The sequence below is a fragment of the Streptomyces sp. NPDC029151 genome, from assembly GCF_055564315.1.
This window is the reverse complement of the sequence record NZ_JBVHWQ010000002.1, coordinates 715,531-732,498: the sequence shown is the minus strand read 5'-3', so window position 1 is coordinate 732,498 and position 16,968 is coordinate 715,531. Positions and strand designations below refer to the sequence as shown.

The following is a 16,968-nucleotide window of genomic DNA, read 5'->3' as shown; positions in this document are numbered from 1 at the left end:
GGAGGGGACTTGCCGTGGTGAACATCAACACCCTCGACCCCGGCGCCTCGCCGCTCGACTACTACGGCTTCGAGTTGCGCAGGTGCCGGGAGGCGGCCGACCTGACGCAGCGGCAGCTCGGCGACATCGTGAACTACACCGGATCGCTGATCGGCCAGATCGAAACGGCCAGGAAGGTGCCGACGCTGGAGTTCAGCGAACGGGTGGATGCGGCGCTGGGGACAGGGGGGTTGCTTTCGCGGCTCGTTGAGCTGGTGCTTCGAAGTCAACTTCCGGCTTGGTTCAGGGAGACGGCGGAGCTGGAGGCGCGGGCGCTGGAGATCTGCACTTTCCAGATGGGCATGGTTCACGGTCTCGTGCAGACCGAGGCCTACGCGCGCTCGATCCTCGGAGTTCTGGACGAGTCCAAGCTGGACGACAGAACCGCCGCGCGAATGGGCCGTCAGCGGATCTTCGAGAGGGCGAAGCCTCCGATCTTCTGGATGGTCCTCAGTGAGGCTGCGCTGTACCAGGAGATCGGTGGCCCCGATGTCATGCGCGAACAGCTGACTCGCTTGTTGTCGCTCGCAGCCGAGCCTCGGGCGAACGTTCAGATCCTGCCGTTTGCGGCTGGGGCACACGCAGGATCACAAGGCTCGTTCAACGTCTACCGCTTCTCCAGCGACCCAACCATCGTCTACACCGAGGGGTACGGCAGTGGGCATCCGACCGCGAACCCGGACACGGTCCAGGACTGCTCGCTCCGTTACGATCATCTTCAGGCCGCCGCACTCTCCATCAGGGACTCGGCGGAGTTGATCCGACGGGTGACGGAGGACCGCTATGGAGAACAAGTGGCGTAAGTCGAGCTACAGCGGCGACCAGGGCGGCGATTGCGTAGAAGTCGCCGAAACCCCCGTCGCCACCCTCGCCATCCGGGACTCCAAGGCGCCGGCGGGGCCGATCCTCACCGTCGGCCCCGCCGCCTTCACCCGCTTCATCACCTGGACGTCGGCTACAGCCGCTGAATGATCGTTCCGGTGGCCAGGCCGCCGCCCGCGCACATCGTGATGAGGGCGAACTCCTTGTCCGCACGCTCCAGTTCGTGCAGGGCGGTGGTGATCAGGCGCGCGCCCGTCGCGCCGACCGGGTGGCCGAGGGCGATGGCGCCGCCGTTGATGTTGACCTTCTCCAGGTCCTGCCCGAAGACCCGGGCCCAGCTCAGCACGACGGAGGCGAACGCCTCGTTGATCTCCACCAGGTCGATGTCCTTCAGGGACATGCCCGCCTTGCCCAGGACCGCGCGGGTCGCGTCGATCGGACCGTCCAGGTGGAAGTGCGGGTCGGCGCCCACCAGCGCCTGGGCGACGATCCGCGCCCTCGGCTTCAGCTTCAGGGCGCGGGCCATCCGCTTCGAGGCCCACATCAGGGCGGCCGCGCCGTCGGAGATCTGGGAGGAGTTGCCGGCCGTGTGGACCGCCGTCGGCATGACCGGCTTCAGGCCGGCCAGCGCCTCCAGGGAGGTGTCCCGCAGCCCCTCGTCCCTGTCGACCAGGCGCCACATGCCCTGTCCGGCGTACTGCTCCTCCTCCGTCGTCGGCACCTGCACGGCGAAGGTCTCCCGCTTGAAACGTTCCTCCGCCCAGGCGTGGGCCGCCCGCTCCTGCGACAGCAGCCCGAGCGCGTCGACGTCCTCGCGGGTCAGGCCGCGGTGGCGCGCTATGCGCTCGGCCGCCTCGAACTGGTTGGGGAGGTCGACGTTCCACTCGTCGGGGAACGGCTTCCCGGGGCCGTGCTTGGAGCCGGAGCCCAGCGGTACGCGGGACATCGCCTCGACGCCGCAGCTGATGCCGACGTCGATCACGCCCGCCGCGACCATGTTGGCCACCATGTGCGAGGCCTGCTGGGAAGAGCCGCACTGGCAGTCGACCGTCGTCGCCGCCGTCTCGTACGGCAGCCCCATGGCCAGCCAGGCCGTGCGCGCGGGGTTCATCGACTGCTCGCCGGCGTGGGTCACCGTGCCGCCGACGATCTGCTCGACGGCGTCGGCGGGGATGCCGGTGCGGCCGAGGAGTTCACGGTAGGTCTCGCCCAGGAGGTAGGCGGGGTGCAGGTTGGCGAGCGCGCCGCCGCGCTTGCCGATCGGGGTGCGTACGGCTTCGACGATCACGGGTTCGGCGGCCATGGGTGCGGGTCCTCTCCGAGAGGGCTCTCCTCCAGAACTAGTACGCGTTCTAGTTCTGCCCAGCAGTCTGCTGACGTGACGTCCGTCACCGCAAGGGTCTTGCAGGTGCCGGCGGAGCGATCCGCGGCGTTCCGCACGGATTGGCGGAGCCGTGCCTCTTGCGCCTTGTAGAACCCGTTACTACCTTCACCGCACCCGCTGATGGACCGTCAGATGGCTGGAGTCGCCGATGTCCTGTCCAGCGCTGCCCGACGGGTTCGACCTCACCGACCCCGACCTGCTGCACCACCGTGTGCCCCTCCCGGAGTTCGCCGAGCTGCGCCGTACCGAGCCGGTCCGCTGGATCCCGCAGCCGCACGGCGTCGCGGGCTTCGCCGACACCGGGTACTGGGCCGTGACCAGGCACGCCGACGTCCGGTACGTCTCCACGCACCCGGAACTGTTCTCCTCCTCCCTCAACACCGCGGTCATCCGCTTCAACGAGCACATCCGGCGGGAGGCGATCGACGCCCAGCGGCTGATCCTGCTCAACATGGATCCCCCGGAACATACGCGGGTGCGCCAGATAGTGCAGCGCGGGTTCACGCCACGCTCCATCCGCGCGCTGGAGGACCGGCTGCGGGCCCGCGCCGAGGCCATCGTCGCCGCCGCCCGCGTCCGCTCCGGACCGTTCGACTTCGTCACCGAGGTCGCCTGCGAGCTGCCGCTCCAGGCCATCGCCGAGCTGATCGGCGTGCCGCAGGACGACCGGTCCAGGATCTTCGACTGGTCCAACAAGATGATCGCCTACGACGACCCCGAGTACGCGATCACCGAGGAGGTCGGCGCCCGGTCGGCCGCCGAGATCATCGCGTACGCCATGAACATGGCCGCCGAGCGCAAGCGGTGCCCGGCCCGGGACATCGTGACGACCCTCGTGGCGGCGGAGGACGAGGGCAACCTGAACTCCGACGAGTTCGGCTTCTTCGTGCTGATGCTCGCGGTCGCCGGCAACGAGACGACGCGCAACGCCATCACCCACGGCATGCACGCCTTCCTCACCCACCCCGGACAGTGGGACCTCTTCCGCCGCGAGCGCCCGTCCACCACGGCCGAGGAGATCGTCCGCTGGGCGACCCCGGTCAACGCCTTCCAGCGGACGGCGACCCAGGACACCGAACTCGGCGGCGTACTCGTGAGGAAGGGCGACCGGATCGGGCTCTTCTACGCCTCCGCCAACCACGACCCGGAGGTCTTCACCGACCCCGACACCTTCGACATCACCCGCGATCCCAACCCCCACCTGGGCTTCGGCGGAGGCGGTCCCCACTACTGCCTCGGCAAGTCCCTCGCGGTCCTGGAGATCGACCTGATCTTCAACGCCCTCGCCGACACGATGCCCGGCCTGCGCCTGACCGGCGACGCCCCCCGCCGGCTGCGCTCGGCGTGGATCAACGGGGTGAAGGAACTCCGGGTGACGGCCGGCTGAGTCCTTCGGGGCGACGGTGACAGGACGGCCTCCGCGTGCCCGCTGCTCACCGTGGGCCTCCGCGTGCCCGCTGCTCCGGCCGGCCTCCGCCGGGCCGGGGTCGCGGGCGCCGGACCGGCGGCCGGTCCGGGGGTGCCGCTCCGGCCGGCGGGTCACTCCTGTCCGGACGCCAGCACCGCCAGGACCCCCGACACGAGTGCCGCGAGCAGGAGGGGGACGCCGGGTCCGTGGTGGAGGACCAGCCACGCGCCCAGGCAGGCGCCGCCGGCCATGGAGAGGACGGAGGCCGAGCGGCGGGGGGAACGGTGGCCCGTGGCGTCACCGAGGCGGAACTCCGCGGCCAGGGCGGTCACGGTCATCGTCAGGACGGTGGTGGGCAGGTCGGCCACGCGCAGCGTGCGGACCGCGGCGTTGCGCAGGCCCAGCGCGTAGGCCGTGAGGGCGATCAGGGCGTACCGGGTGCCGCCCGTGTCCGGCCGGGCGAGGGCCACGGCCGCCGCGGCGCCGATCAGTACCGCCTCCACCGTCAGGGCGAGCCGGACCCGGCGGCGGCGGGACCCGTCGCCGAGGCGGGGGACCGCCCGCCCGGCCGTCGCCGCACCGAGCAGGAAGCAGCCCAGGGACGTGGCCGTGTGCGCGACGGAGAAGCCGGGGGCGCCGGCCGCGGCGAAACCGAGGATCACCACGTTGCCGGTCATGTTGGCCGTGAAGACGCGGCTCAGGCCCAGGTAGGAGACGGCGTCGATCAGGCCGCTGACCATGGTGAGCCCCAGCAGCACGGCCACCAGCCGCAGCCCGCGCGTCTCCGGGTCCTGCTCCACCGGTGGCGTCGGCGTCGTCATCGTTCCTCCCCGGGGCGTGTTCCGGCGCAGCCTGCGTCGGTCACGCCCGGGGCACGGGGGAGGACACGCGCGCCCGCGGGAAAGAGAGGGGAAAGCAGCCCGCTCGGCGTACAGACGCGCGCACCCTCGCCGGGCGGAGGCGAGGGTGCGGACGCGGACGCGGGGAGGCTTCGGCGCGGGGCGGCTCAGTACCAGCCGTTGGCCTGCCAGAAGCTCCAGGCCTTCACGGGGCTGCCGTAGCGGGAGTTCATGTAGTCCAGGCCCCACTTGATCTGGGTGGCCGGGTTGGTCTTCCAGTCGGAACCGGCCGAGGACATCTTCGAGCCCGGCAGCGCCTGGACCAGGCCGTAGGCGCCGGAGGAGCCGTTGGTGGCGGTCGGGTTCCAGCCGCTCTCGTGCTCGACGATCTTGCTGAAGGCGTTGAACTGCGCGGCGTCCGGGATCATCTGGTGCGCGATCGCCTGGGCGGAGGAGGCCGAGGTGGTGGCGGCCTGGGCGGGCGCCGCGGTCAGAGCCATGCCGGCGGTGGCGGCGGCCACGGCGGCGGCGGTGAGGGCCTTCTTCGGGGAAGCGATGCGGCGGATGAAGGAGACGGACACGGAGAACCTCTTGCGTCGGGGACAGGGGGTCGCCCGCAGGGAAGGACCACACGTCGTGGCCGTATGCGTCGGCGCCGCGGCCCGGGTGGGCTCGTGGCGCCTGGCGACGTCCTCAAGACAAGCAGGCCCGGAAGCCGTCCGCAATGACCCCTTTTACTAGTTGTGGCCGGATAGGCGGGAAACGTCTTCTCTGTGACCCACGCCGCAATCCACAGGTCGGAGGGGGTGCATGGATGGATGTAACGGACAAATGAGACTACGGTCGGTCCTCGTAGGTGACCTGCGTCATGTGGGGTGCTTCACCGCCGCGGTCACCGAGGCGGTACGCGCCCTCACGTAGCGGGACCGTCGAACGTGACCGCCGTCTCGAACGCGGCCCGCCGTGTGGCCCGGCGCAGGGCCCGCAGCACCGCCGGGCCGAGGAGGAGGGTCAGCACGACCGTGCAGAGCGCCCGGCCCAGGTCCCAGCCGAGCGAGGTCGCGACGCAGTACGCGGCGAACCGCGCCAGGTTCACGGCGGCCGGGGCACCGGCGACGAAGGAGATGTTCGACGCGGCGCCGTCCATGAAGGTCCAGCCGGCCAGGTTCATCACGGTGCCGTACGCGAAGGCCGCGAGGAAGCCGTACCCGGCGAGCATCAGCAGCTCGCCGCGACCGCGCAGCCGCACCGCCCCGGGCAGCAGGCCCGCGCCCATGGTGAACCACCCCATCGACAGCATCTGGAACGGCAGCCACGGCCCGACCCCGCCCGTGAGCAGCGCGGACGCGAACATCGTCACCGAGCCCAGCGCGAACCCGAAGCCGGGCCCGAGCACCCGCCCGCTCAGCACCATCAGGAAGAACATCGGCTCGATCCCCGCCGTACCCGCGCCGATCGGCCGCAGCGCCGCGCCCGTCGCGGCCAGCACCCCCAGCATGGCCACGGCCTTCGGCCCCAGATCCGACTCCGAGATCGTCGCCGCCACGACCGCGACCAGCAGGACGAGCAGGCCCGCGAAGAGCCACGGCGCGTCCTGTGCGTGCGCGCTCACCTGCGAGGCGGGCGGGGTGACGAAGGGCCAGCACAGGGCGGCCACACCGACCGCGCTGGTCAGCGCCAGCGCGGCGAGCGAGCGGGGGCCGAGGCGGACGGCGTGCACGCGGGTGCGCGTGCCGTCGGGGGCGGGGGCGGGGGTCCCGGTACCGGTAGGGGGACGGACGCGGGTTCGCGGGCGGTTCATGCCAGGGCCTTCCGTACCTCGGCCACCGTCAGCCAGCGCTGCGGCGCCAGGATCTTCGTCACCTGCGGCGCGAAGGACGGGGAGGACACCACGATCTCGGCCGTCGGGCCGTCGGCGATCACCTCGCCCTCGGCGAGCAGCACCACCCGGTGGGCCAGCTCGGCCGCCAGCTCCACGTCGTGCGTGGCCAGCACGATCGCGTGCCCCTCGGCCGCCAGCCCGCGCAGTACGGCGACCAGGCGGGCCTTCGCCGCGTAGTCCAGGCCGCGGGTCGGCTCGTCCAGCAGGAGCAGGGGAGGGCGTGCGGTCAGCACCACGGCCAGCGCCAGCGCCAGGCACTGGCCCTCCGACAGGTCCCGGGGGTGCGTGTCGTCCGCGATGCCCGGCAGCAGGCCGGACACCAGTGACCGGCAGGTGCCGGGAGCGGCGCCCGCGTCCCGGTCGGCCGCCGCGCACTCCTCGGCGACCGTGTCCGTGTACAGCAGGTCGCGGGGGTCCTGCGGGACGAGGCCGACCTGGCGTACGAGGGCCTGCGGCGGGGTGCGGTGCGGGGTGAGCCCGCCGACGGTGACGCTTCCGGTGGTGGGCGCGAGCAGGCCGACGAGGGAGCCGAGCAGGGTGGACTTGCCGGCACCGTTGCGGCCCATGAGGGCGATGGTCTCGCCGGGGGTCACGGTGAGGCTCACCTGCCGGAGGGCCCGGACGCCGTCGCGGTGCAGGGAGAGGGAGCGGACGTCGGCGATGTGGGGCTGCGGGCCGGCCGGGGCGGCAGCGGCGCGGCGGCGGAAGAGGGAGCGGCGCGGGGAGGAGGCGTCGGGTGACCGGCGCGGGGGCCGGGCGGGGGCGCTTGCCGGGGCCGGCCGGGAGCCTCCCCCGGAGGGGGCACTCCCGGCGCCCGCCTGTGCGGTGGCCGCACCGCTGCCCGCGGCCACGGCGGTCCGAGCGCCCGCGGCCGCGGTGACCGGACCGGCCGCGCCCGACGTTGCCACGGCACGGGTCTCCGCGCGGGCGGACAGCCGTTCCCTCAGGCCGGCGGCCCTGCGGCGGGCGTCCCGTACCGTCAGGGGGAGCGGGGACCAGCCCGCCAGCCGTCCCAGGTCCACCACCGGGGGGAAGACGGGGGAGACGGCCATCACCTCGGCCGGGGTGCCGACGACCGGGGGTTCTCCGGGGCCGGGCAGCAGGACGACCCGGTCGGCGTACTGGATCACCCGCTCCAGCCGGTGCTCGGCCATGAGGACCGTCGTCCCCAGGTCGTGCACCAGCCGCTGCAGCACGGCCAGCACCTCCTCGGCCGCGGCCGGGTCCAGCGCCGAGGTCGGCTCGTCCAGGACCAGGACCCGCGGGTGGGGGGTGAGGACCGAGCCGATCGCGACCCGCTGCCGCTGCCCGCCGGAGAGGGCGGCGATCGGACGGTCCCGCAGCCCGGCCAGGCCCAGCAGGTCGAGGGTCTCCTCCACCCGGCGCCGCATCACCTCCGGAGCGAGGCCCAACGACTCCATGCCGTAGGCGAGTTCGTCCTCCACGGTGTCGGTCACGAAGTGCGCGAGCGGATCCTGGCCCACCGTGCCGACCACGTCGGCGAGGTGCCGCGGCTGGTGCGTCCGGGTGTCCCGGCCGGCCACCGTGACGCGTCCGCGCAGGGTGCCGCCGGTGAAGTGCGGGACCAGTCCGCTGACCGCGCCGAGCACGGTCGACTTGCCGACCCCGGACGGGCCGGCGAGCAGCACCAGTTCGCCCTCCGGCACCTCGAAGTCCACACCGGCGACGGTGGGTTCGGCGGCACCCTCGTACGTCACGCTGACATCCTCGAAGCGGATCACGGGTGCTCCCTGGGGACGAGGGCGGGCAGCAGGGCGAGCAGGACGGCGGCGGCCGGCCAGAGCGGGAGGGCGGGCGCGACGAGGGGCACGACCCCGGGGTGCAGCCCCTGCGGATCGCGGACGGAGGCGAGCGTGAGCAGCGCGGCCACCGCGGCACCGGAGCCGGTGACCAGCCAGGCGCGCGGCCCCCACGGGTCCGGGCGGTACCGGGTCCGCAGCGAACGCCGGCCCCCCAGCCGCAGTCCGGCGAGCGCGGCGGCGACCCCGGCGAGCAGGACGGGCAGCCCGTACGACCCCCCTTCCGCCGTCAGCAGCCCGTACGTCCCCGCGCACACGCCGAGCAGGCCGCCCAGGGTGAGCGCGGCCGTCGTACGGCGGACCCGGGCGGGAACCTCGGCGGTACGGCCGTAGCCGCGGGACTCCATCGCGGCGGCGAGCGCGACCGAGCGCTCCAGCGCGCCCTCCAGCACGGGCAGCCCGACCTGGAGCAGGCCCCGCACGCCCCGGTCCGGACGGCCGCGCAGGCGGCGGGCGGCGCGCAGCCGCTGCACGTCGGCGATCAGGTGGGGCGCGAAGGTGAGGGCGACGACCACGGCGACACCGGTCTCGTACAGCGCGCCCGGCAGGGACTTGAGCAGCCGGGTGGGACTGGCGAGGGCGTTCGCCGCGCCGACGCAGACGAGGAGGGTGGCGAGCTTGAGGCCGTCGTAGGCGGCGAAGACGACCGCCTCGGCGGTGACCCGGCCACCCAGCCGGATGCCCTGCGCCCAGTGCGGGAGCGGCACCTCCGGGAGGGTGAGGAGGGTGTGGGTGCCCGGGATGGGGGAGCCGAGCGCCACCGCGAAGACGACGCGGACGAGGAGGACGGCGACGGCGAGTTTCACGAAGGCCGTGTAGGAGCGGGCCCAGGGGGCGGGGGAGCGGTGCGTGGCCACGACGTAGCCGGAGGCGGCTATGAGGAGGCCGAGGAGGAGGGGGTTGGTGGTGCGGGTGGCGGCGGTGCCGAGCGACACCGCCCAGAGCCACCAGGCGCCGGGGTGCAGGGTGGTCCGGTGGGACCGCCCCGCACGGACGCGAGGGTCATCCCGACGCATCGCGCCGCCGCCGTGCCTGCCACACCGCCGCCGCGGCGAGGAGGGCGACCACCGCCGCGCCGACCGGCAGCCCCAGCGAGGGACCCCCGTCGTCCGCGTCCTTCTCCCCGGCCGCGCTCTTCCCCCGCGCCGTGCTCTTCCCCCCGGCCGCTTCCCCGGCGGAGACCTGCTCCCCGCAGCCCTGGCGCGGATACCCGGCGATCGCGCACAGCAGGGCGTTGGCGTCGTAGCGGAGCGGCTCGGCCACGGCGGCCAGCGCGTCGGCGCTGCTCGCGTCGGCCGGCACCCGCGCGCAGGCCGTGCGGCGGTCCGGCGGGGTCTCATCGGACGGGGCGTCCCCGGGCGTGCCGAAGTCGAGGACGAGGGCGACGCGTTTGCTGCCGGACGCGGCGGGCGTGTCCGCGCAGATGGTGTCGAAGTCCGCCGTACCGCGCGGCCGGCTCGCGTCCGCGGAGTCCGCGCTCACCGCGAACCGGAAGCCCTGGACCGCGCCGTCGTCGGGGCGTACGGTCGCCGGCCCCTGGGTGGCGTACGTCCAGTGGCCGCCGGTGCGCTCCCAGAAGGACCAGTAGCGGTACCCGGCGGCACCCGCCGGGTAGGCGGAGGCGAGGAGCAGCAGGCCGGCGACGAGTGCGGCGAGCACGACGAGCGCGGGCCCGGGCCTGGGCGCGGTACGGCGGACGACGGTCACGGCCGGCGCTTCTTCCGGCCGCTGAGCAGGAAGCCGATGCCGATGCCCGCGACGAGACCGACGCCGACGATCCACCAGACACCGCTCTGGGAGTCCTCCTCCTGCGCGGCCGGCTCGTGCGCGGCGGAGTCCATCCGCGGGGCCGGGCCGAGCGCGTTGAGGGAGCCGACCAGGCTGGTGCCGTCGAAGTCGCCCGGCTGCTCGCCGATCGCGTGGGCGGCGAGGATCAGCTGGGCGTAGGCGGCCGGACCGCTCTGGGTGGCCCAGGGGCCGGCGTTCTTCTCCAGCCAGGCGTACGCCTTCCTCGCGGGCTCCGTCCGGCCGTCCGCGGCGAGCGCGACGACGGCGTCGGCGGTGTTGCCGTAGTCGGGCTGGTCCTTGGCGCCGGGCAGGGAGGAGAGCAGGTGGCCGGTCTTCGCGACGGCCGCGCCCAGGTAGGCGCCGGCGTTGTCCGCGACCTGGGCGCGGGTGAGGTGGCCGGCCTCGGCGCAGGCGTCCTGGCCCGGGGCCTTGCCGGTCTCCGCCACGAAGCCCTTGCCGAGCGCGCCGAGCAGACCGGCCGCCGTCGCGTCCGCGTTGGCGAGCAGCTTGCCCTTCTTGTCCGGCTGGTAGGCGAGGGCGCCGCCGCCGTCCTGGTCGCAGGGGATGGACCAGGCGGGCAGCGCGTCGTAGGGGGACTTGCCGGACGTGCGGACGTCCGCGGGGTCGGTGCCGGCCGCGGCGAGCGCGCCGATGACGACGGAGGTGGAGTTGGTGTCGCTGGGGCCGCCCGGGTAGTAGCTCCAGCCGCCGTCCTTGTTCTGCACGGACTTCAGCCAGTCCACGGCCTTCTCCACGGCACCGCCGTGTCCGCCGGTCGCGGCCAGGGCCTGCACGGCGGCGGCCGTGCTGTTGGTGTCGGCCTTGACCGTGTCGTCGCAGGGTGCCTGGGGAGCGGCGCGGAAGGCGGCGAAGGAGCCGTTCGCGCACTGCTGTCCGGTGAGCCAGTCGACGGCCGCGGTGGCGGGCCGGTAGCCGAGCGTCCGCTGCGCGACCAGCGTGAGCGACTGCCGCCACACGCCGTCGTACGTCGGGTCGCTCTTGCCGTACAGCCCGGACGGGACCGTCACCTTGGGGGACGGGGACGGACCGGCGGCCGTGGCGGGCGCGGCGGCGGCCAGCACGCCTACGGCGGCGAGAGCCGCGGCACTGCGGCGGACGTTCATGGTCGGCGACTGCCTCTCCTGCGGGGAGCCGGGCAGCGCACGGGTGACAACCCGGGCGGCTCGGCTCCGTAGACCTCGACGGTGCCGTGCGCGGCGGGCCGCCGACGCACGCGAGCCGGTCACGTCCCGCCCGGGGCGCCCGGCTCACCGCCTGCGCGGCGGTACGCGGACCGGGGTACCCCTGTTCGAGCCAGGCCGAGAACCTGGCGAAGGACCGACGCCGATTTGCACCGGCTTCCCCCCGTACGGGTGTGATGACGACTCCCGCCACTTTACCGGCCGCCCCGGAGAGGCCGAGGGGTGGCCGTGGGCACAGGGGGGTGGTGAGGGGGGTCACGGTCGGACGGGCCGGGCGGGACCCGGCCGCGGGAGGCGCTCGTCCGTTCCCGCGACGTCCTCGCCGGGCCGGCCGGGGTGTGCCGGGCGCGTGGTGGTGAGACGCCGCCGGGCGCCTTCCGTGCGGGTGCGACGCGGGTGTCCCGCACGTCCGGCCCGCCCGCCACGCACGCCTCGGCCGACTTCCGCACGGGCGCATGCGCCGGCGTGCCGGAGGCACCGACGCCCCCTCACACCCGGTCGGCTGCCCCGGACTAGGCCGCGTGGACGTCCGGCGTCGGGGACACCGTCACCGTCAGGTGGTGGGCCACGCGGCGCAGGGCCGTGTCGCAGTCGGCGGGAGTCTCGGCCGTGACGACCCAGTGGGCCAGGCGGTCCGTGACGTGGGCGTGGGGGGCCGCCGTCACCGGGTCGCCGGGATGGCGGGTGAGGAGGATGTGGTCGATGGACGGGTCGTGTCCGGCGGCGGGGTCCAGGTGCAGGTGGGTCAGGCGGCCGGTCGCGGCCGGGTAGGCGAACTGGACGGCGGCGGCGCGCTGTCGGGTGGGGGTGAGGTCCGGGTGGTCGCCGGTGGCCAGGGCGACCGCGGCCGTGGCGAGGTCGACGCCGGTGGCCCGTTCGACCAGGAGCGGGATCAGGTCGCCGGGCAGGTGCGGGGCGACGGCCAGGACGCGGGGGCCGCGGGCGGTCAGCCGCAGCGTGACGTGCGCGACCGTGTGGGTGAGGCCCAGGGCCCGTACCGTCCGTTCCACGCAGGTGCGCAGGAAACGGTTGTGCAAGAGCCCGTCGTGGGCGTGCACGTGGTGCCGCAGCGGGCTGCGGGCGGGCGGCGGACCCGGCGTCGTACGGGTGAGCGCGACGATGCGGACCTCGTCGTCCAGCACGACCGTCTCGGCGGCCACCAGGGGGCCTTCGCCGCCCCGTACGTCCCCTGCGGGGCCCGTCGTCGGCAGTCGGCCGCGGTCCAGCAGCGTCCGCGACGCGACGGGATCGGCGCAGGCCGCGGCCGTCTCGTACGGCAGGCCCGGTAACCCCAGCAGGGCGGTGATCCGCGCGGCGGTGGTCAGGTGCGCTCCCGACCAGGTCAGGACGCCGGCCACCGGGTGCCCGGCCGCGTACCCGAGCACCGCCTCGGCGGTGGGCGCCTCCCGCGCCGGGTCGGCCGTCAGGTGCCCGGCCAGATACGGGCGGGTCCAGGCGGGCGGATCCGGGTCGACCAGGACCACCGGGCGGGCCGCGGCGATCCGCGCCAGCGGGAACTCGTCGCAGGGGTCCCGGCGGCCGGCCCCGAGGAGCACGACGGGCTGCGCCATGGATGCCTGGACCTTCCTCGGGAGAGGGCGGACAAGAAACACCCCGGGTGCCGCTCCCCCATCGGCGGCACCCGGGGTGGGTCGGATCTTGCTCTCCGTGCAGCGATCCTCACCCACAGCGGCCTCAACTGTCAACGATAGCTGCGTAATCAGGCAGGGAGCCTTGCCGCATCTGGTAGCCGAAGGGGCGAACGGGTAGCCTCGCGGTCAGCCAAGCCGTCGAACGGACGACACGCCCAGGGGGGACCTCGGTGAGTGACGCCTACGCCTCGCTGGCCGAAGTCCTCGACCGGCTGGGCGAGTTGACCGGTCGTCCCGGCAGGCTGCCGGAGGCCCTCGACGTGGCGGGCCTCTCCTACCGGACCGGCATCCCCGTCGGCGTCGTCGTGGAACTCCTCTCCGGCGGCCGTGCCCCGGAGGCCTGTCTGGCCCAACGCGTGCGCCAGCGACTGGACTTCATCCGGGAGAGCCGGCGCCGGCCGGACGGCAAGCGGTACTCGCTGGACGAGCTCGCCAGGATCGCCGGCACCAGCCGGCAGTGGCTGAGCGAGTGGCGCAAGAGCGGCATGCCGAGCCTGGAGCACGCCGACCGGCTGCGCCGCTTCTTCGGCCTCCCCGCGGGTTTCTTCACGGCGGACGAGTCGGAGGCGCTGCACGAGGCGCTGCAACCGGTGCTGCAGAGCCTGGAGGCGGAGGCGGACCCGTTGCTGCGGCTGCGCGAGAGCGGGCTGGTACGCCTGGCCGCCCGGGCCCCGCAGATGAACGCCCGCCAGCTCGCCACCCTCGCCGACCTGGCCGAGATGATCATCGCCTCGGAGCGGGCGGAGGGTGCCGGCGGCGCCTGAACGGTGGCCGCGTCTCAAGGGCCGCGGCGCGAACGGCCCGCCCGCCGGGCACTCCGGAGGCGGCGGCGACGAGCGGAAGCGGCCGTGGCCCCGGCGTTCCCGAGGCGCCGGAAGCGCCCGGGGGGCGAAGTGGACGGCGGGCTCCTCACACCGCCGTGTACGCCACCGGCTCGCTCCCCGGTACCGGCTCCGCGCGGCCCTGCTTCACCAGGCGGCGCAGATGGGACTCGGCCTCCGAGACCGCGATGGTGCGGGAGCCGTAGGGGATGTCGGACCAGGGGCGGTTCCACTGCATGCGCTCGGCGAGCTGCCAGGGGGTGAGGGGCTCGGCGAGGAGGGCGAGGAGGTGGGACAGCCGGCCCTCGTGGTGGTCGAGCAGCGCCCGCACCCGCGCCGGCGCGTCGGTGAAGGGGTGCTGGTGGGCCGGGAGGATCTCGGCGGGCGTGAGCCGGGCGATCCGCTCCAGGGAGTCGAGGTAGTCGCCGAGGGGATCCGTGACGGTGGCGTCGTCGGGGTCCTCGTACAGGCCGATGTGCGGGGTGATCCCGGGCAGCAGGTGGTCGCCGCTGAACAGGCGCCCGTGACCGGGGAGTCGGGCCGGGTGCTCCTCCTCCAGGTGCAGGCAGACATGGCCCGGCGTGTGCCCCGGCGTCCAGACGGCGCGCAGCCGGCGGCCTGGCAGGTCGAGGAGCTCGCCCGGGACGATCTCCCGGTCGGGCAGTGCGGGGGAGAGGCCCGGCAGGGTCCGGCCACGGGGTGTCCGCAGCGGCGCCACGTGCTCCTCGGGCGCTCCGGCCGCTGTCAGTTTGGCCGCCATGTACGAGAACCAGCGTTCCGGCCGGGTCTCCCGCGCCCGGCGCACGATCGCCGCGTCGGCCGCGTGCAGCGCCACCCAAGCACCGGACGCCTCACGCACCCGCGCCGAGAGGCCGTGGTGATCGGGGTGGTGGTGGGTGATGACGACTCCGTGGACCTCCCCGACCGCCGTACCGCACCGCGCGAGGCCCGCCACCAGCGTGTCCCAGGAGCCCGGGTCGTCCCAGCCGGTGTCGACGAGCACCGGGCCCCGGTCGGTGTCCACCACGTACACCAGCGTGTGACCGAGGGGGTTGTCCGGGATGGGCACCCGCACCGACCGTACGCCCCCGCCGTGATCGAACGTCGTCGCCATCCGGATCCCCGCCCTCCGCCCTCGGCCCCGGGCCACCGCCCACTATAACTAGAACAAGTTCCAGTAGGTGCCCGAATCGGCTGTCGCGGACGGCCGTTGGGCCGGTGCCGGCGCCTGGCCGAGCAGGCCGTCCAGTCCCGGCCGGCCTCACAGCCGCCGCTTGTCCCTGAGGTAGGGCAGTACCAGCAAGCGCGGCCTGTTGAAGACCCCGATCAGGATGATCAGCAGCCAGCAGAGCAGCATCCCGCCGATGGCGGCCAGTGACATCCCCGACCAGGGCTCGGTGGGCCGCCGTGTCGGTGAGGCCGCGAGTCCCACGACCAGCCCGGTCACCATGACGGACAGCAGGACGAAGTGCGCCGCGACGACCACGGCACCCCGCGTGAGGGCCCAGCCCGGCGCCCCTCTCGCACTGAACGACCGCGCGACATCGGCAGCGCGCTCGGGATGCCCCCAGAGCCGGGCGGCCACCACGACGTACCTGGCGGCCGGAGCCACGGACACGGCCAGCGCAAACAGGCCCCCGATCACACGCCGACTCCGCTCATCCGTCGCCCGCCCGCAGCCGGTTCAGGATAGGACCTCGTCCCCCCGCGGGACAGGCGCGCGGTGGGTCCAGCCGTGCCCCGCACGTCCGTGGACTCCTCGAACCGGAGCTGATATCAGTTCTGAAACAGCGTCAGAAACCCGTGCCGGGCCGCCGTACGCGGCGGGCGCGGCGCGGTGCGGCGGGAGGCAGTCGGTCATGACCGAGCTCGTGGAACACGGACAGCTGTTCATCGGCGGGGAGTGGACCGACCCGCTGGGCCAGGACGTCATCGAGGTGGTCTCGCCGCACACCGAGGAGGTCGTCGGCCGCGTGCCGCACGCCTCCCGGGCGGACGTCGACCGGGCCGTGGCCGTCGCGCGCCGTGCGTTCGACGAAGGGCCCTGGCCGCGCGCCACGCCGGAGGAGCGGATGGAGGTCGTCACCCGCATCAAGGACGGCATCGCCGCGCGGCACGAGGAGATCGCCCGGGTGATCTCGTCCGAGAACGGCTCGCCGTACTCCTGGAGCGTCCTCGCCCAGGCGCTCGGCGCGATGATGGTGTGGGACGCGGCGATCCGGGTCGCCCGTGACTTCACGTACGAGGAGCGCAGGGACGGTGTGCTGGGCCCGCTCCTGGTCCGGCGCGAGCCGGTGGGCGTGGTCGCCGCGGTCGCCCCCTGGAACGTCCCGCAGTTCGTCGCCGCCGCGAAGCTGGCGCCCGCGCTGCTGACCGGCTGCACGGTCGTCCTCAAGCCGTCCCCCGAGTCCCCGCTGGACGCCTGCCTCCTCGCCGAGATCGCCCGCGAGGCCGGTCTTCCCGAGGGTGTGCTGTCCGTCCTCCCCGCCGACCGCGAGGTCGGCGAGTACCTGGTCGGCCACCCCGGCGTCGACAAGGTCTCCTTCACCGGCTCGGTCGCGGCCGGCAGGCGCGTGATGGAGGTCGCCGCCCGCAACCTCACCCGGGTCACCCTGGAACTCGGCGGCAAGTCGGCGGCGGTGGTGCTGCCGGACGCGGACGTCGGGGCCGCGGTCGCGGGCATCGTGCCGGCGGCGTGGATGAACAACGGGCAGGCCTGCGTCGCCCAGACCCGCATCCTGCTGCCGCGCGCCCGCTACGACGAGTTCGCGGACGCCTTCGCGGCGGCGGCGAGCGCCCTGAAGGTCGGCGACCCGCTGGACCCAGCGACCCAGGTCGGCCCGCTCGTCGCCCGCCGCCAGCAGCAGCGCAGCCTGGACTACATCCGCATGGGCCAGGAGGAGGGCGCCAAGATCCTCACCGGCGGCGGCCGTCCGGCCGGGCTGGACCGCGGCTGGTACGTCGAACCCACCCTCTTCGGCGACGTCGACAACACGATGCGCATCGCCCGCGAGGAGATCTTCGGCCCGGTCGTCTGCCTCATCCCGTACGGCGACGAGTCCGAGGCCGTGAGGATCGCCAACGACTCCGACTACGGCCTCTCCGGCAGCGTGTGGACGGCCGACACCGGACACGGCGTCGACATCGCCCGGCAGGTGCGCACCGGCACCTACTCCGTCAACACCTTCAGCCTGGACATGCTCGGCCCGTTCGGCGGCTACAAGAACTCCGGCCTGGGCCGGGAGTTCGGCCCGGAGGGGTACGGGGAGTACCTGGAGCACAAGATGATCCACCTCCCGGCGGGGGCGTAG

The 16,968-nt window shown here is 74.0% G+C and carries 16 protein-coding genes; 5 read left to right on the top strand and 11 right to left on the bottom strand.

Annotation, left to right across the window (positions count from 1 at the left end):
* The first annotated feature begins 14 nt into the window (after positions 1-14).
* Both ACZ4VF_RS11035 and ACZ4VF_RS11030 read left to right on the top strand, forming a co-directional pair.
* Complete coding sequence (locus tag ACZ4VF_RS11035; protein ID WP_467924920.1) at positions 15-842, top strand: helix-turn-helix domain-containing protein; 828 nt, start codon at positions 15-17, stop codon at positions 840-842.
* Positions 823-1,011, top strand: a complete 189-nt coding sequence (locus ACZ4VF_RS11030; protein WP_467924918.1) for a DUF397 domain-containing protein — start codon at positions 823-825, stop codon at positions 1,009-1,011. Before ACZ4VF_RS11035 ends, ACZ4VF_RS11030 begins: the two co-directional genes overlap by 20 nt.
* Here the strand turns inward: ACZ4VF_RS11030 and ACZ4VF_RS11025 are convergent.
* The gene (locus ACZ4VF_RS11025) at positions 995-2,164 is read right to left on the bottom strand and encodes a steroid 3-ketoacyl-CoA thiolase (RefSeq protein WP_467924916.1); all 1,170 of its coding nucleotides are present in this window, start codon (positions 2,162-2,164) and stop codon (positions 995-997) included. The genes ACZ4VF_RS11030 and ACZ4VF_RS11025 overlap by 17 nt on opposite strands.
* 229 nt (positions 2,165-2,393) lie before the next feature.
* Here ACZ4VF_RS11025 and ACZ4VF_RS11020 point away from each other — a divergent pair, with 229 nt between their 5' ends.
* On the top strand, positions 2,394-3,632 hold the full coding sequence (locus ACZ4VF_RS11020; RefSeq protein WP_467924914.1) for a cytochrome P450: 1,239 nt from the start codon (positions 2,394-2,396) through the stop codon (positions 3,630-3,632).
* A gap of 152 nt (positions 3,633-3,784) precedes the next feature.
* Here the strand turns inward: ACZ4VF_RS11020 and ACZ4VF_RS11015 are convergent, their stop codons facing one another.
* The 8 genes from ACZ4VF_RS11015 to ACZ4VF_RS10980 all read right to left on the bottom strand — a co-directional run bounded on the left by ACZ4VF_RS11015 (position 3,785) and on the right by ACZ4VF_RS10980 (position 12,755).
* Positions 3,785-4,474, bottom strand: coding sequence for a YoaK family protein (locus tag ACZ4VF_RS11015; protein ID WP_467924912.1), 690 nt, complete (start codon positions 4,472-4,474; stop codon positions 3,785-3,787).
* Positions 4,475-4,659: 185 nt separating this feature from the next.
* Entirely contained in the window at positions 4,660-5,073 is a 414-nt protein-coding gene (locus ACZ4VF_RS11010) for an aggregation-promoting factor C-terminal-like domain-containing protein (RefSeq protein WP_467924910.1), read from the bottom strand.
* 332 nt (positions 5,074-5,405) lie between these two features.
* Positions 5,406-6,293, bottom strand: a complete 888-nt coding sequence (locus tag ACZ4VF_RS11005) for an ECF transporter S component (protein ID WP_467924908.1) — start codon at positions 6,291-6,293, stop codon at positions 5,406-5,408.
* Positions 6,290-8,116 carry an ABC transporter ATP-binding protein gene (locus ACZ4VF_RS11000; protein WP_467924907.1) on the bottom strand — a complete coding sequence of 609 codons (1,827 nt, stop codon included), beginning with the start codon at positions 8,114-8,116 and terminating at the stop codon, positions 6,290-6,292. The genes ACZ4VF_RS11005 and ACZ4VF_RS11000 overlap by 4 nt, the downstream gene beginning before the upstream one ends.
* Positions 8,113-9,210 carry an energy-coupling factor transporter transmembrane component T gene (locus ACZ4VF_RS10995; protein ID WP_467924905.1) on the bottom strand — a complete coding sequence of 366 codons (1,098 nt, stop codon included), beginning with the start codon at positions 9,208-9,210 and terminating at the stop codon, positions 8,113-8,115. Before ACZ4VF_RS10995 ends, ACZ4VF_RS11000 begins: the two co-directional genes overlap by 4 nt.
* Entirely contained in the window at positions 9,197-9,901 is a 705-nt protein-coding gene (locus ACZ4VF_RS10990; protein ID WP_467924904.1) for an SCO2322 family protein, read from the bottom strand. The genes ACZ4VF_RS10995 and ACZ4VF_RS10990 overlap by 14 nt, the downstream gene beginning before the upstream one ends.
* On the bottom strand, positions 9,898-11,106 hold the full coding sequence (locus ACZ4VF_RS10985; RefSeq protein WP_467924902.1) for a prenyltransferase/squalene oxidase repeat-containing protein: 1,209 nt from the start codon (positions 11,104-11,106) through the stop codon (positions 9,898-9,900). The genes ACZ4VF_RS10990 and ACZ4VF_RS10985 overlap by 4 nt, the downstream gene beginning before the upstream one ends.
* Positions 11,107-11,696: 590 nt before the next feature.
* Positions 11,697-12,755, bottom strand: a complete 1,059-nt coding sequence (locus tag ACZ4VF_RS10980) for a hypothetical protein (protein ID WP_467924900.1) — start codon at positions 12,753-12,755, stop codon at positions 11,697-11,699.
* 251 nt (positions 12,756-13,006) lie between these two features.
* Between ACZ4VF_RS10980 and ACZ4VF_RS10975 the strand changes: the two genes are divergently transcribed.
* A complete protein-coding gene (locus ACZ4VF_RS10975; RefSeq protein ID WP_467924898.1) occupies positions 13,007-13,600 on the top strand; it encodes a helix-turn-helix domain-containing protein in 594 nt (197 codons plus the stop codon).
* 145 nt (positions 13,601-13,745) lie between these two features.
* Here ACZ4VF_RS10975 and ACZ4VF_RS10970 read toward each other — a convergent pair whose 3' ends face one another.
* Positions 13,746-14,771 (bottom strand): MBL fold metallo-hydrolase, encoded by a 1,026-nt coding sequence (locus tag ACZ4VF_RS10970; RefSeq protein ID WP_467924896.1) that lies wholly within the window; start codon positions 14,769-14,771, stop codon positions 13,746-13,748.
* A 147-nt stretch (positions 14,772-14,918) separates the two neighbouring features.
* Positions 14,919-15,302, bottom strand: coding sequence for a hypothetical protein (locus tag ACZ4VF_RS10965; RefSeq protein ID WP_467924894.1), 384 nt, complete (start codon positions 15,300-15,302; stop codon positions 14,919-14,921).
* A 214-nt stretch (positions 15,303-15,516) separates the two neighbouring features.
* On the opposite strand from ACZ4VF_RS10965, the gene ACZ4VF_RS10960 reads away from it, so the two are divergent.
* The gene (locus ACZ4VF_RS10960) at positions 15,517-16,968 is read left to right on the top strand and encodes an aldehyde dehydrogenase (protein WP_467924893.1); all 1,452 of its coding nucleotides are present in this window, start codon (positions 15,517-15,519) and stop codon (positions 16,966-16,968) included.

Bases quoted from the DNA above. Each gene is read 5' to 3' on its own strand.
- ACZ4VF_RS11030 (WP_467924918.1), top strand. From the start codon at position 823: ATGGAGAACAAGTGGCGTAAGTCGAGCTACAGCGGCGACCAGGGCGGC.
- ACZ4VF_RS11025 (WP_467924916.1), bottom strand. From the start codon at position 2,164: ATGGCCGCCGAACCCGTGATCGTCGAAGCCGTACGCACCCCGATCGGC.
- ACZ4VF_RS11020 (WP_467924914.1), top strand. From the start codon at position 2,394: ATGTCCTGTCCAGCGCTGCCCGACGGGTTCGACCTCACCGACCCCGAC.
- ACZ4VF_RS11015 (WP_467924912.1), bottom strand. From the start codon at position 4,474: ATGACGACGCCGACGCCACCGGTGGAGCAGGACCCGGAGACGCGCGGG.
- ACZ4VF_RS11005 (WP_467924908.1), bottom strand. From the start codon at position 6,293: ATGAACCGCCCGCGAACCCGCGTCCGTCCCCCTACCGGTACCGGGACC.
- ACZ4VF_RS10995 (WP_467924905.1), bottom strand. From the start codon at position 9,210: ATGCGTCGGGATGACCCTCGCGTCCGTGCGGGGCGGTCCCACCGGACC.
- ACZ4VF_RS10985 (WP_467924902.1), bottom strand. From the start codon at position 11,106: ATGAACGTCCGCCGCAGTGCCGCGGCTCTCGCCGCCGTAGGCGTGCTG.
- ACZ4VF_RS10980 (WP_467924900.1), bottom strand. From the start codon at position 12,755: ATGGCGCAGCCCGTCGTGCTCCTCGGGGCCGGCCGCCGGGACCCCTGC.
- ACZ4VF_RS10970 (WP_467924896.1), bottom strand. From the start codon at position 14,771: ATGGCGACGACGTTCGATCACGGCGGGGGCGTACGGTCGGTGCGGGTG.
- ACZ4VF_RS10960 (WP_467924893.1), top strand. From the start codon at position 15,517: ATGACCGAGCTCGTGGAACACGGACAGCTGTTCATCGGCGGGGAGTGG.